Origin of the sequence: Acinetobacter wuhouensis, assembly GCF_001696605.3 — a bacterium.
Lineage (GTDB): Bacteria > Pseudomonadota > Gammaproteobacteria > Pseudomonadales > Moraxellaceae > Acinetobacter > Acinetobacter wuhouensis.
In genome coordinates, this window is the sequence record NZ_CP031716.1 from 1,565,146 (window position 1) to 1,578,913 (window position 13,768).

The following is a 13,768-nucleotide window of genomic DNA, read 5'->3' on the forward strand; positions in this document are numbered from 1 at the left end:
GCAGAATATATGAATACTGTAGAAACTAAAAATTCCTTAAAGCAGGATATAAACGTGAATTCTGAACAATCTCAATTTACATCGACTGAACAAACTCAAAAGCAAGCAAATACTTCTTTTGTCTCTCAGTTTGAAGCGTCGTCACCGAAGAAAGAAAAAAATACAACAGTTAAGCTTAGTGCAGAAGATGTACATGTTTACTATGGTGAATCAGAAGCAATTAAGGGTATTGATCTTCAAGTTTATGAAAATGAAGTGATTGCATTTATTGGGCCATCAGGTTGTGGTAAATCTACATTCTTACGTACTTTAAACCGTATGAACGATACGATTGATAGTTGTCGTGTGACTGGTAAAGTACGATTAGATAATCAAGATATTTACGATCCAAACTTAGATGTCGTGTTACTTCGCGCTCAAGTGGGTATGGTGTTCCAAAAGCCAAACCCATTCCCTAAATCAATTTTTGAAAATGTTGCTTATGGCCCTAAGCTGCATGGTTTAGCCAAAGATAAGTACGATCTAGAAGAAATTGTAGAAAGTAGCTTGCGTAAAGCAGGTCTCTGGGATGAAGTGAAAGATCGTTTAAACCAACCAGGTACAGGTCTTTCAGGTGGTCAGCAACAACGTTTGTGTATTGCACGTACGATTGCTGTAAGCCCAGAAGTGATTTTGATGGATGAGCCTTGTTCTGCACTCGATCCGATCGCTACGGCAAAAGTTGAAGAGCTTATTTCTGAACTGTCTAATCAATATACCATTGCGATCGTAACGCACTCTATGCAACAAGCAGCACGTGTTTCTGACCGTACGGCTTATTTCCATCTAGGCGATTTGATTGAAGTGAACTCAACTGAGAAAGTGTTTACACAACCTGATCATCAGTTAACAGAAGCATATATCACAGGTCGTTTTGGTTAATCTAAATGGTGTGTGAAATAAAAGAGCCGAAAGGCTCTTTTTTTATCAATAAATTCTGAATTAAATGGCTTTAGGTGATGCTGTTTTGTATGAGGAAAATGCTTCTCCACGCCAAATCACTTAATCCATATAATTATTCGCGACTTTGACATAATGTCTTGCGGAATAGGGTAAAAACTCTTTTTCTTTATCGGTTAAAGGACGAACCTTTTGTATAGGGCTTCCGACATATAAATATCCACTTTCCAAAACTTTACGTGGTGGAACTAAAGAACCCGCACCAATCATCACATCATCTTCAATAATCACGTCATCGAGAACAATACTATTGATACCCACCAAGACGCGATTACCAATCGTGCAGCCATGTAGTGTGACATGATGACCAATCGTGACATCTTCACCGATGATCAGCGGTGACCCATTTGGTTTAGCATCATTTTTATGGCTGACGTGTAGCATGCAATGATCTTGGACATTGGAGTTGCGACCTATTTTAATGCTATTCACATCACCGCGAATCACTGCAAATGGCCAAACAGACACATTTTCAGCCAAAGAAACTTCACCAATGACAACTGATAAATCATCAACGTAGCATGTAGAGTCAATTTTTGGATGATGTTCTAAATAAGGACGAATATTCTTTTTCATTGATACACTCCATGTCTATAAAAGTAATTGTTCATGATTATAAAAGAAAAAGCACCCAAATCGTTGAGATGGATGCTTTTGTCTAATCTTTAGAAGCGATTAATTCATGCTGAATTAACACATCGAATTAAAATAAGTTGCTAAAGAACATTTTGATATGGTCGATCATGCGAGAGAAGAAACCAGCTTCTTCAACAGCTTTTAACGCTACAAGAGGCTTTTCAGCAATCACTTTACCATCCAGTGTTGCAGTCAATTTACCGACAACTTGACCTTGTTTTAAAGGTGCATTCAAATTCGGTTGAACAGTCACTTGAGTTTTGATGTTGTTGGCTTGACCCTTAGGCATGGTCACGTTGAAGTTTTCAGCTAAACCAATTTGAACATCATTGTCTTTACCGAAGTACACTTTTGCTTTAGCAAGGACTTGGTTGGCAGGCTGAACGCTCACAGTCTCAAAGTTTGAATAACCCCAAGCAAGAAGAGAACGGGTTTGGTTCGCACGTTCATTCATTGAAGGTGCGCCAAAGATTACAGAGATCAAACGCATTGGGCCACGTTTAGAAGAGGTGGTTAAACAAAAACCTGCTTCATCTGTATGACCAGTTTTTAAACCATCTACACTTGGATCTGTATAAAGCAAGGCATTACGGTTACCTTGTTTAATTCCATTAAAAGTAAACTCTTTTTGAGAATAAATCGGGTAGTATTTTGAGCTGTCATGGATGATATGTTTCGCTAAAAGCGCCATATCTTTTGCAGTTGAGTAGTGACCATCAGCAGGCATACCTGTTGCATTGATGAAGTTGGTATTCGTCATGCCGATACGTTTTGCTTCTTGGTTCATTGCATAAGCAAAAGAACCTTCATTACCTGAAATATGTTCAGCCATTGCTTTAGACGCATCATTACCTGATTGGATAATAATCCCACGAAGCATTTCAAGAACCGTTGCAGTACCATTTAATGGAACATACATACATGATTCTGTGCTACTCCCTTTACACCAAGCTGACTCATTCATACGAACTTTTTCGTCTTCTGTCAGTTCACCTTTTAGTAGTTTCTGCTCAATGATGTAACTGGTCATCATTTTGGTCATTGAGGCAGGCGCGAGTTTTTCATTTTCACTCTTTGACGCGAGAATTTGCCCTGTCTCATAGTCCATTAAGACATACGATTTATTATTTAATTCTGGCGGGGTAGTTAAGACGGTTGCTGCATAAGAAAATGAAGGCAAAAGTAATAATGCAGCAATGGCGCTTTTTGGGTTCATTCTAGGTCGTTCCAATCGTTATATAAGCACAAAACAGGCTAGCATTTTAGGGCAAAGCAAAGCCGACTTCTATAAGGAAAGTCGGCTTATTTCTTACTTATTGTAACCAATTAGATTCAGTAGCGATAATCAGCAACTTCTTGACACATTTCAGCATTCTCTTTCTTGCTGAATTTGGCTGATACTTTTTGAACATCTTTTAATTTCAGCTGAAAATCCTTTTGCTTCGCCAAGGTTTGAACAAAAGTTTTAGGGTTTGCTTCATTCGGCAACACTTTTTTCAACTCTACATCATAAGCTTTTTCAAAAGTTGCTTTGTCCTTCACAAGTGATGGGCATAGTTTTGAAAGATTATATACAGTTGCAATTTCTTCTAAAGATGCTTGATCTTGAGATACATCAATATTTTGTTCTTGAGCTGGAGCTTTTTTTGATGCTGCAAATGCAGGCGTGATCAAAAAAGTACTTGCTGAAATAAGGCTAATTGAAAGCATTTTTAAAGACATATGCATGATGAACCTAATCAATAGTTAATTTAAGAATGGACATAGATTAAAGTGAAAAACAGTGAAAACGATAGAGAAAATGTATCGAAGTTGTAGTATTGGTTAATATTTTTTTGAATTTATAGCTGAGAGATCAAATGAAGCGACTACTCAGCTTAAATTTAAAATGCTTTAAACTTTTTTGTATTATGATTCTAAATCAATGACATCTTGGCAAACCATTTTTTGTTCAGCTTGATCAACTTCTTTTGTGTTGGCACGTGCTTCTTTTAAAGCAGTTTGGTATTCAGCGTCTTGTTGAAGTTGGGTTAAAGTTGTAGTTTTTGATAAATCCTTTAATAATGTTTGAGTAAGCGCATCAATTTTAGTTTGAAATATTGGATTATTACCCAGTAAAGCAGGGCAAACTTCAGTCAGTACTTGCGTTGCAGCAATATCTTCTTTGGCTAAAAGATCAGACTCTTGTTGCGTTAAAGTTTCTGAAAATGCAGATTGTGTGCAAAGCGTGATGAAAGCAATAGAAATTGTACGAGTAAGAGAACGTGTAATCATCTTTTTAGTCACAAGTTAGATTTAAAATTGAGCTAGTAACTATATATAATTATTGAATAAATTTGAATTGAATAACTCGTGAGTCATTTAATTTAAATTGTAACGATGAATGAGTAAGTAGGTTTTTGTGAATATTTTGATTGCCAATGATGATGGTGTGTTTGCGCCAGGTATCCAAGCTTTAGCCAAAGCATTAAGTCCTTTAGGTCGTGTAGTGATTGTTGCACCAGAAAGTGAACGTAGTGGATTTTCCAGTGCGCTAACTTTAGATCGACCACTTCGCCCGATCCAAGTTGCACCAGATATGTGGGCAGTCAATGGCACACCTGCGGATTGTGTTTATCTGTCTATGAACGGTCTATTTGATTTTGAATTCGATTTGGTGGTGAGTGGAATCAATAGCGGTGCAAATCTAGGTGATGATGTTTTATATTCAGGAACTGTGGGAGCTGCATTTGAGGGACGTTTGATGAAGCAACCTGCAATCGCTGTATCTTTAGCAGGAAGTAATGTCCGCGCTTATGAAAGCCCGAATGATTATGCTCAAGCGGCAAATTGGGTGTATCAGTTCATTGCTAAAGGTTTACCAGAATTGCCACCACGTCATATTCTCAATATTAATATTCCAGATGTTGCTGAAATTCAAGGTGCGCAAATTACTTATCAAGGTCGCCGTATTCAATCAAAACCGATTACCAGTCAAGTTGATCCACGTGGCCGTCAAGTGTATTGGATTGGGCTGGCAGGTGAAGCAGTAACAGATCCTAAAAAGAACATGGTTAATATTCAATCTGATTTTTTTGCGATTGCAAATGGGTATGTCAGTATTACTCCGATTCAGATGGATGCAACGAATTATGGGATTCTAGAAACGTTACAATCTCAGCTCTCACATAGTCATTTTGATGTATGAGTGTTATAAGTTTGTGAAAAAGCACTGTTAAACAGTGAAATGAGTGTGTTTTTTGCTACTCTTAGCAAAATATTTTAAATTTAAGATTGTAGAGAGGGAAATCAATGCTTGTGGCTCGGTCTCAGTTTCAAATTCAAATGCCTAAGCAATGGATAAGAACAATTTTATCTGTCGTTGTTATCACATCTACAGTGCTCATTACAGGTTGTGCATCCAAGCCTCAGATTAATAACCCAACACGTTATGCTGTTGCACCCGATTATTATACAGTTCGCTCAGGAGATACGTTAAGTGGTATTTCTATGCGTTATGGATTGAGTTATTTGAGTGTTGCTGAAATGAATGATATTGCAGCACCATATCGGATTTATGTTGGGCAATCGCTACGTTTGAAAAAAGGTGGTTCAAACTCGACACGTTCAACAACCAAAGCATTGGCCAATAACGAACCACAGATTCAACGTCAAACGATCAATTTACCAACTCAGCAATCGACCTACACGCCACCTGTACAGAATGCTACAACAGCACCAGTTCAACAAAATACAGTGACTCAGCAGGCAGCAACCACGGTTCAATCAACACGATTAAAATGGGTAAAACCATCCAATGGCGCGGTGATTGCAAATTATAATTTAGCAAACAATATTAAAGGTATTCGTTTCGGTGGGAATATCGGAGATCCAATTTTTGCTGCTGCAGATGGGCAAGTCGTTTATGCTGCTGATGGTTTAAAAGAATATGGTAATCTTGTTCTTGTTAAACATATAGATGGTTATATCACTGCTTATGCGCACAATAGTAAAATGATGGTCAAAAGTGGACAAAATGTGACAGCAGGTCAAAAAATTGCAGAAATGGGCGCTTCTGGTGCAAGTAGCACAATGTTGGAGTTTCAGGTGCGTTTAGATGGTAAACCTATCAATCCGATAAATATTTTACCAATTAACTAAATAATTAGATGCAAAGTATAATTTTCTTCGTATAATACAATGAGTTGCTTTAAATAAAAAATGTGAAGTAGCTCATAATTTCAGAGGGGAATTTATGTTAGATCAACTTCGAGCAATGGGTGTATTTGCTTGTGTTGTTGAAAAAAGCTCTTTTAGTGGTGCCGCGCGTGATCTTGGCATTACAACAAGCGCAGTGAGTCAGCAAATTCGATCGTTAGAAAATGAAATGGAAGTTACTCTGTTGCATCGTTCTACTCGTAAGCTGAGCTTAACTGAGGCTGGTCAAGCTTTTTTCCACAGTTGCCAAGAAATGCTCGCTGCGGCTGAGCGTGGAAAAATCAGAATTAATGAGTTGAGAGACGATTTAGTCGGTGATTTACGCATAGCGACCACCCCAGAAATAGGTGCAACACATGTTGTTCCTGCATTATCACATTGGATGTCTGCACATCGTGGTTTAATGGTTCATTTTGAAGCAGATAATCAATATATCGACTTAATCCAAGAGCGTATTGATATCGCGATTCGTATGTCGTCTAAGATCGAAGATGCGAATAACTTGAGCTGTACACCGCTTGCACGCGTAGATCAAATCTTGGTGGCATCGCCAAGTTACTTGAATCAAACTGCGCCAATTTCTCGTCCTGAAGATTTACAGAATCATGATTTGATTCCGATCAATATTATGAAAAATTCACAGCATTTTTCATTTCAGCACGGTGCAACTGGTGAAGTTGTAAATCTAGAAATGAAGCATCGTATTCAAACAAATAATGTATTTGTTGCAAAATCACTGTGCCAAAATGGTCACGGTATTGCACGTATTCTTTATTTAGATGTACAAAAAGAATTGATGAATGGCACCTTGGTTGAAGTGCTTCCAGAATGGAAGTTACCGACATTTACATTAAGTGCTGTGACATTGAAACGTGAACAACAACCAATGAAAATTCATCGTTGCCTAGATGCTTTAAAACAATATTTTAGCCAACTACCTGGTGGCAGAATTTTCCAAGAAGCTTCATAACAATTAATCTAAACCAGTTTTACTATGAGAGCCGCTTTAAAGCGGCTTTTATATGTCTGGAATTTACCTCATTTATAATGACTCAAAAAAACTAAGGGCTATATCAAATAGCCCTTAGTTTAAAAACGATGTTATATAATGTTCAAATTAAGCAAGAAATTTCTTAATCGCAGGAACTAAACGCTTCAACAAATCATCAGCTTGTTCATGATTCATGTTGAGTGCTGGAAGCAAACGTACCACATTGCCTGAAGTAACATTGATAATTAAATGATGTTCATCACGAGCAATATTCACCAACTCACCACAGTCTTTAGGTAATTCGATTCCGATCATCATACCGAAACCACGTACTGTGACATTTTGATCTGCAAGTTGAGTGCGGAATTGATCAACCAGATAAGAACCAATGTTGGCAGCATTTTCAACAATATTTTCTTTTTGAATCAAATCAATCACAGTATAAACAACACGTGAACCTAAGTGTGTGCCGCTATAGGTAGAACCATGATTGCCAGCAGTTAAAACTCCTACACCACGACCTTGGGTCATGACAGCACCGATTGGGAAGCCATTCCCCAAACCTTTTGCAGTCGTCATCACATCAGGCACGATATTGGTATGTTGATATGCAAAGTATTTACCTGTACGACCATTACCAGTTTGAACTTCATCGAGCATCATGAGCCAGTTATGCTGATTACAAATACGACGAATGTCTTCTAAGTAGCTAAAGCCTTGTGGTGCTGTATTTACACCGCCTTCACCTTGGATCGGTTCAACTAGGATTGCCACAATGTCAGGATGGTTAATTGCAGCTTCTTCAATCGCTTCAACATCACCAAAAGGTACGCGGATAAAACCTTCAACCAAAGGTGCAAAACCTTCTTGCACTTTTTTATTGCCTGTCGCAGAAAGCGTTGCAAGGGTACGACCATGGAAAGAATGATCAGCAACAATGATTTTAGGATTGGCTACACCTTGTAGATGACCAAATTTACGCGCAATCTTGATCGCACCTTCATTTGATTCTGCACCACTATTCGAGAAGAAAATTTCTTCCATACCAGATACTTCAGCAAGCTTTTGTGCTGCTGCAGTCTGCCAAGGCACTTCATAAATATTACTGGTGTGAATTAGCGTTGCAGCTTGCTCTGCAATGGCTTCTGCAATCACTGGATGCGCATGTCCCAAACCACAAACAGCAATACCTGTTAAAGCATCTAAATATTCAGTACCATCTTCGGTATACAGATAAGAACCTCGTCCTCGGACAAAGCTGATCTGTTGACGGCTGAATACAGGCATCAAATGAGAAGGTTGATCAGTTTGGACTGGAGCGAGGGTAATGTTAGTCATGACGAACTCTTATCTGTCAGGAATGAAAAATATAAACAATCATCTAACCAAAATATTCAGAAAATATAAAGCCTAAATACAAATAAAATTGGAAATAATCTTGAAGTCATACTCTTTGTGTAGGATTTAGGTATAATGCGGGCAGATGAGTTGAGGATTTAATCAATGACTGAACAAGCACGTGATACAGAAGCGTTAATTCGCGATCAAATTGCTAAACATGCTGTACTTCTTTATATGAAAGGTACACCACAATTTCCACAGTGTGGTTTCTCTGCACGTGCAGTTGAAGCATTAAGCCAAATTGGTCGTCCATTTGCTTATGTAAATATCTTGGAAAATCAAGATATTCGTTCTATGTTGCCACAAATTGCAAACTGGCCTACATTCCCACAATTATGGATCAATGGTGAGTTGATCGGTGGTAGTGATATTATGCTAGAAATGTTCCAAAATGGTGAATTAAAACCGTTAGTAGAACAATATAGCCCAGCACCTGAAGCTTAATTGCTGAAGATGTAAAAAAGCACCGAAAGGTGCTTTTTTGTTGTTTGTGATTTATACAATCACATCACAATATTTTGAATCAATACAAGCCATGAATTAACAGGGCTTGTATTGTGTAGAAGGACTACTTCCGCTTATTTTGCTTTGCGCTAACTTCTGGTTGATTTTCATCAACTTGAGTAACTTTATCAGCTTTCTCTCTTTTTTCCTTCTTTACTTTCTTGTCTTTTTTCTTTTTCTTCGGCTTTTCTTCGATTTGAATCCCGTCTTCGAGTGCTTGCCAATATTCCAATTGCGCCATCACAGCAGCATAAATTGAACCTTTGGTGTAGCGACCTTTTTTATCGAGTGTACCGACAGAGCGAGCCATTAAAATTTCTAAAGCTTGGTCAATAGTATCAATCGCATGAATATGGAATTGATTTTCATTGACTGCGTCAATCACATCTTGACGCAACATCAAATGTTGCATGTTTTGACGCGGAATAATGACACCTTGTTTGCTTGTTAAACCTTGCAGTTTACATGCATCAAAGAAACCTTCAATTTTGGCATTTACACCACCGATCGGCTGAACTTGACCCAATTGGTTCATTGAACCTGTAATTGCCCAAGATTGATCAATCGGGATCTGGCTAATGGCTGAAATTAATGCAGACAATTCAGCTACAGTTGCGCTATCACCATCCACTTGACCATAACTTTGTTCAAAAGCAAGCGCCGCAGAGAAGTGAAGAATTTGCTCACGACCAAAGTGTGCTTTTAAGAAACTCGACATCAGTAACACGCCTTTGGCATGCAACGAACCGCCCAGTTCTACACTACGCTCAATATCGAGAATATCACCGCCACCTTGATAAACTGATGCGGTTAAACGAGAAGGCAAGCCAAATTCAACATCTGCATATTGAATTACAGATAGGGCATTGATTTGTCCTAAGCGATGACCATGCGTTTCGATCAACTGCGTACCACGTGAAAGATCTTGCCAATACAACTCTCTCAAATAGCCTAAGCGATATTGACGATGCTTGAGTGCGGTATTGATATGATACGATGTGACTAATTTTTCATCGGCTTGTGCAGCATGATGATGTGATTCACGAATCAAATCACCCAAAGTTAAAGCATGTAATGACAATGAACTTTGATCTTCTGCTTGACGACTTGAATCTGTTAGTAATGCTGCAAGGGCAGAACGGTCGAACGGTAATAATTTATCCTGTTGTACATAGTCAGCAATCAACTGCATATAGGCTTGTTCATTGTCATCATTGCGTTGTAAGGTGTCGGTAAAGTCTGCACGAATTTTAAAGACACTGCCAAGTTCAGGTTCAACTTCTAGGATTTGATAATAAACTTCGGGTTCAGCCAATAACACGACTTTCAAATTCAGTGGAATTGGTGCAGGTTCAATCGAAATGCTTCCTGTTAAAGTCAGCATGTGTTCTAAGGATGAAAGTTTGAGTTGTCCTGATTTCAAAGCACGTTTAAGACCTTGCCATGCATAAGGTTGTTCTAAAAGCTGTTCAGCTTCTAAAATTAAAAAACCGCCATTGGCTTGATGTAAGACACCAGGACGGATCAAAGTGAAGTCTGTGGTAATGGTACCGTTTTGCGTGAGTTGCTCAACATGACCTAATAGGTTGTAATGTGTCGGGAAGTCTTCAAAAACGACAGGCGCACCAGAATTCGGTTTATTGCTGACGACGACATTGGCTTGATAACGTGCAGGGACACGATTAAACAAGGCAGGTGAAAATTCTTCACCTTCTTGGTCTAAAATCGTTTCAACATTGTCAATAATATCTGTAGCATAAAGTTTTAAGTATTGTTCAAGCCCAACAACAGTTTTGAATTTCGCTAAAATCTGTTCCATTCGTGGAATAACGACTTGTTTAGCAATATCTCGATTCAGCTCAGACACTTGATCACGTGCATCATCTTCTAAATCACCAAGTTGTAAACCTAAGCGCTCTAACTTTTTATCCATGTAGCGCATATTGGAATTGATTTCTGCACGTTGTTTGCTATCTAGTGCATTCATATCTTCCTGCGACATTTCTAAAACTTTGTCGTCTTTGAAATGAATTGGAACAAAAATATGTTCATCATTACGATTCACAAGTTTTAAGTCTAGCTCTTCGCCTTCTTTGGTCAGTTCAACTAAAGCCTGTTGTTGCTCATTTCCAGTCACTTGGCGAATACGTTCAATGCGATTGTGATAAGTTTCAGCACTAAAACGACGTTCTAGCTGTTTCACAATCGTTTGCCAAGTTTGATGGAGTAGTGCTTCAAACTTGCTTCCTTGACCTGCAGGGAATTGTAATGCGATCGGTTGACGTGCATTTTTGAAATTATAAACATAAACCCAATCATCAGGCGTTTGCATGGTTTTGGCATGTTGCTGTAGTAAACGTTTGATCATGGTTTTTTTACCAAGACCTGCTGTACCTACGGCAAAAATATTATAACCAGAATAAGGTAGGGCAATGCCTGCTTCTACTGAAGCTTTTGCGCGATCTTGACCCAAGAAGTTATTTAAAGGCTTGATTCTTTTTGTTGATGTTGGAATCTTCGCTAAGTTTGGAATATGAGTCAGTTGTTCTGATTTTAAGGCTGTCTGTGTCAATGTATTCTGAATTTCCGTCTGATCAAAAGCTGAAGGTAATGTATTTTCGGTTTTTTGTAATGTGGTTGCAGTTGAAATATTTGAAACAGTAGAGCTAATTTGATCGTGTCTTTGGGTCACAGGTGAAATCCAAAACTAAATGTGAGTTGAAAGTTTAAAGGTATACAGGAATGGAGGGAAAGATCAAGCGCCAAAAGCGGAAAAATCTGTAAAAGGCATCATCTGTTGCATAAAAATGATTGAAACTCTCAGCATTAAGCGGTTGAATAGCATTCTTGCTTTTAAGACAAAAAAGAACGTAATGACAATACAATCTTCAGGATGGAAATCTGCCTTTACCGCATTTTTAGATCGCCGTGCTTTAATCATGCTGTTTTTAGGTTTTTCTTCAGGGATTCCAATTTTTCTTATTTTTTCAGTGTTATCGTTTTGGTTAAGCGAAGCTGGAATTCAACGTAGCGCAATTACCATGTTTTCGTGGGCGGCTTTAGCTTATGCGTTTAAGTTTATTTGGGCGCCGTTGATTGATAAATTGCCATTACCTTTTTTGACGAAAAAACTTGGAAAAAGACGAGGATGGTTATTGCTTTCGCAAATATTGGTGACGATCGCTATTTGTATGATGGCATTTACTGATCCGAGTATTCATGGCGGACAAGTTGGCTCTATTTCGAGTTTAACTTTTATGGCATGTTCGGCAGTATTTTTAGGTTTCACTTCAGCGACTCAAGATATCATTGTAGATGCATATCGTATTGAATTAACGCAAGATCCGAATGTTCAGACGGTATTGGCATCGACTTATAATGCGGGCTATCGCATCGCTACAATCATTACTCAACTCGGCGCGTTATTATTTGCGGCTTCGCTTGGGACGTCAATGGGTAACTATATTTATGAGGCTTGGCGATCAACATATTTGCTCATGGCATCTTTAATGGTTGTAGGATTGATTACAACATTAGTTATTCATGAACCTGTTGTGCAAGTTGAAGAAAAAAAATATCAAACAAAAGACTATCTTCAACTTTTTATCGTATTCATTATTTCTACAGCTGTTTTTGTATTTAGTTTTATACAAATTGGTGGGCTGATTTCAGCTTTGAGTATTGATGATGCTTTTTTAAGTTTCATTGTACAAGTTTTTCGTTTTGTTGCTAGCGTCGCTTCTGCTGTATTAATTGTTTTTTTATTGGTGCGCACAAAACTGATTGATCAAAATATTGTTGTTGAAACATGGCTTTCTCCGATCTTAGATTTCTTCAAACGTTATGGTTTAAAAGTTGCACTTGCGATTTTGCTTCTGATTGGTTTTTATCGTATTTCAGATATTGTTGCAGGTGTAGTCGCGAATTTATTTTACTTGGATCTTAATTTTGACAAAGAAGAGATCGCTTGGTTCAATAAATTTTTTGCGATTTTCTTTGTGATTATTGGGGGATTTCTAGGTGGTTTAATGGCACAGCGCTTTAACATTATGAAGATGATGTTGGTCGGTGCAATTATTGCCAGTACAACCAATCTGATTTTCGTCGGTTTGGTTAAGTCAGGTTCAACCATGAACGATGTTCATGTGCATGTTGGACAAGCGCAGTATCAAGTACAACCCGATGAAGTTGGAAACTGGACTTTGAAAGTACCTGCGAAGTCATTTGCTGGTGCGCAAGAAGTTAAGGTGCAATCAAAACCAGATGATTATGAGCAACCATTAAGCTTAACCATTCCTGTGCAAAATTATAATTCAAATCAAGACCCACAGATTTTTGTTCAGGCGATTGGCGGTGACAATCAGCTGTATCAAGATGAACGTAGCAAAGATGTGATTGTTCGTGGTGTTGTTTCGAATTTATCTGAGCAAGACCAATTAACGAAATTGCAAGTTAAACTTGGTAATCAACCTCCAATAGACGCAAAACTGGATCAGAAAAATTGGAGTGTGGTTATTCCTGGTGCGCAGTTTAATGGGCAACAACAGCTATCTGTACAAGCTGATATAGCATTCAAAGGACAAAAAAGCACGTTAAATACTCAACATGCATTTGCAAATCATTCTGACATACAACCACGTTCACGAATGAGCATGGGCGAATTATCAGCAGTCAATACCAATCAAGCTGATGATGTAGAGCTCAAAGGTAAAGTGATTGTACCCTATAGCAAAATATGGCTCGTGATGGGTATTATTTTTGATAATTTGGCTTCAGGTTTGGCTGGTGCTGTATTTATCGCTTTCTTATCGAGTTTAACCAGTGTTTCATTTACTGCGATGCAATATGCAATCTTCAGTTCATTAATGTTGCTTTTGCCTAAAATGATCGGTGGTTATTCGGGTACAATAGTCACAAATTTTGGATACTCAACATTCTTCTTTATGACCTTTTTAATGGGACTCCCAATTTTAGTATTGGTTATATGGGTTGAAAAGTTGTTGAATCAATTAAAAAGTAATTAGTTTAAATAGATAGGTG

At 38.1% G+C, this 13,768-nt stretch carries 12 protein-coding genes; 6 read left to right on the top strand and 6 right to left on the bottom strand.

The features are described 5' to 3' along the window. Positions 1-9: 9 nt before the first annotated feature. Positions 10-921: a phosphate ABC transporter ATP-binding protein PstB gene (gene pstB / locus BEN71_RS08060; protein WP_068976039.1), complete on the top strand. Its 912-nt coding sequence runs from the start codon at positions 10-12 to the stop codon at positions 919-921. Between the two features lie 120 nt (positions 922-1,041). Here pstB and BEN71_RS08065 read toward each other — a convergent pair whose 3' ends face one another. The 4 genes from BEN71_RS08065 to BEN71_RS08080 all read right to left on the bottom strand — a co-directional run bounded on the left by BEN71_RS08065 (position 1,042) and on the right by BEN71_RS08080 (position 3,909). Further along, entirely contained in the window at positions 1,042-1,575 is a 534-nt protein-coding gene (locus BEN71_RS08065; protein ID WP_068976038.1) for a gamma carbonic anhydrase family protein, read from the bottom strand. Positions 1,576-1,702: 127 nt separating this feature from the next. Next, positions 1,703-2,851, bottom strand: coding sequence for a D-alanyl-D-alanine carboxypeptidase PBP5/6 (gene dacC, locus BEN71_RS08070; protein WP_068976037.1), 1,149 nt, complete (start codon positions 2,849-2,851; stop codon positions 1,703-1,705). Between the two features lie 116 nt (positions 2,852-2,967). Further along, positions 2,968-3,363, bottom strand: coding sequence for an MCR_0457 family protein (locus BEN71_RS08075; RefSeq protein ID WP_068976036.1), 396 nt, complete (start codon positions 3,361-3,363; stop codon positions 2,968-2,970). 180 nt (positions 3,364-3,543) lie between these two features. Beyond that, the gene (locus tag BEN71_RS08080) at positions 3,544-3,909 is read right to left on the bottom strand and encodes an MCR_0457 family protein (RefSeq protein ID WP_068976035.1); all 366 of its coding nucleotides are present in this window, start codon (positions 3,907-3,909) and stop codon (positions 3,544-3,546) included. Between the two features lie 127 nt (positions 3,910-4,036). Between BEN71_RS08080 and surE the strand changes: the two genes are divergently transcribed. From surE to BEN71_RS08095, 3 genes are all read left to right on the top strand, one after another. Then, on the top strand, positions 4,037-4,822 hold the full coding sequence (gene surE / locus BEN71_RS08085) for a 5'/3'-nucleotidase SurE (RefSeq protein WP_068976034.1): 786 nt from the start codon (positions 4,037-4,039) through the stop codon (positions 4,820-4,822). Positions 4,823-4,926: 104 nt separating this feature from the next. Further along, complete coding sequence (locus tag BEN71_RS08090; RefSeq protein WP_068976033.1) at positions 4,927-5,775, top strand: peptidoglycan DD-metalloendopeptidase family protein; 849 nt, start codon at positions 4,927-4,929, stop codon at positions 5,773-5,775. 94 nt (positions 5,776-5,869) lie between these two features. Then, positions 5,870-6,802 (top strand): LysR family transcriptional regulator, encoded by a 933-nt coding sequence (locus BEN71_RS08095; RefSeq protein WP_068976032.1) that lies wholly within the window; start codon positions 5,870-5,872, stop codon positions 6,800-6,802. A gap of 147 nt (positions 6,803-6,949) precedes the next feature. Here the strand turns inward: BEN71_RS08095 and BEN71_RS08100 are convergent, their stop codons facing one another. Next, positions 6,950-8,161, bottom strand: coding sequence for an aspartate aminotransferase family protein (locus tag BEN71_RS08100; RefSeq protein WP_068976031.1), 1,212 nt, complete (start codon positions 8,159-8,161; stop codon positions 6,950-6,952). 165 nt (positions 8,162-8,326) lie between these two features. On the opposite strand from BEN71_RS08100, the gene grxD reads away from it, so the two are divergent. Further along, positions 8,327-8,668: a Grx4 family monothiol glutaredoxin gene (gene grxD / locus BEN71_RS08105; protein ID WP_068976030.1), complete on the top strand. Its 342-nt coding sequence runs from the start codon at positions 8,327-8,329 to the stop codon at positions 8,666-8,668. A gap of 124 nt (positions 8,669-8,792) precedes the next feature. On the opposite strand, the gene BEN71_RS08110 is transcribed toward grxD, so the two are convergent. After that, complete coding sequence (locus BEN71_RS08110) at positions 8,793-11,399, bottom strand: Lon protease family protein (RefSeq protein WP_406565278.1); 2,607 nt, start codon at positions 11,397-11,399, stop codon at positions 8,793-8,795. 202 nt (positions 11,400-11,601) lie between these two features. Here BEN71_RS08110 and BEN71_RS08115 point away from each other — a divergent pair, with 202 nt between their 5' ends. Beyond that, positions 11,602-13,752: an AmpG family muropeptide MFS transporter gene (locus tag BEN71_RS08115; protein WP_068976028.1), complete on the top strand. Its 2,151-nt coding sequence runs from the start codon at positions 11,602-11,604 to the stop codon at positions 13,750-13,752. The last annotated feature ends 16 nt before the right edge of the window (positions 13,753-13,768 follow it).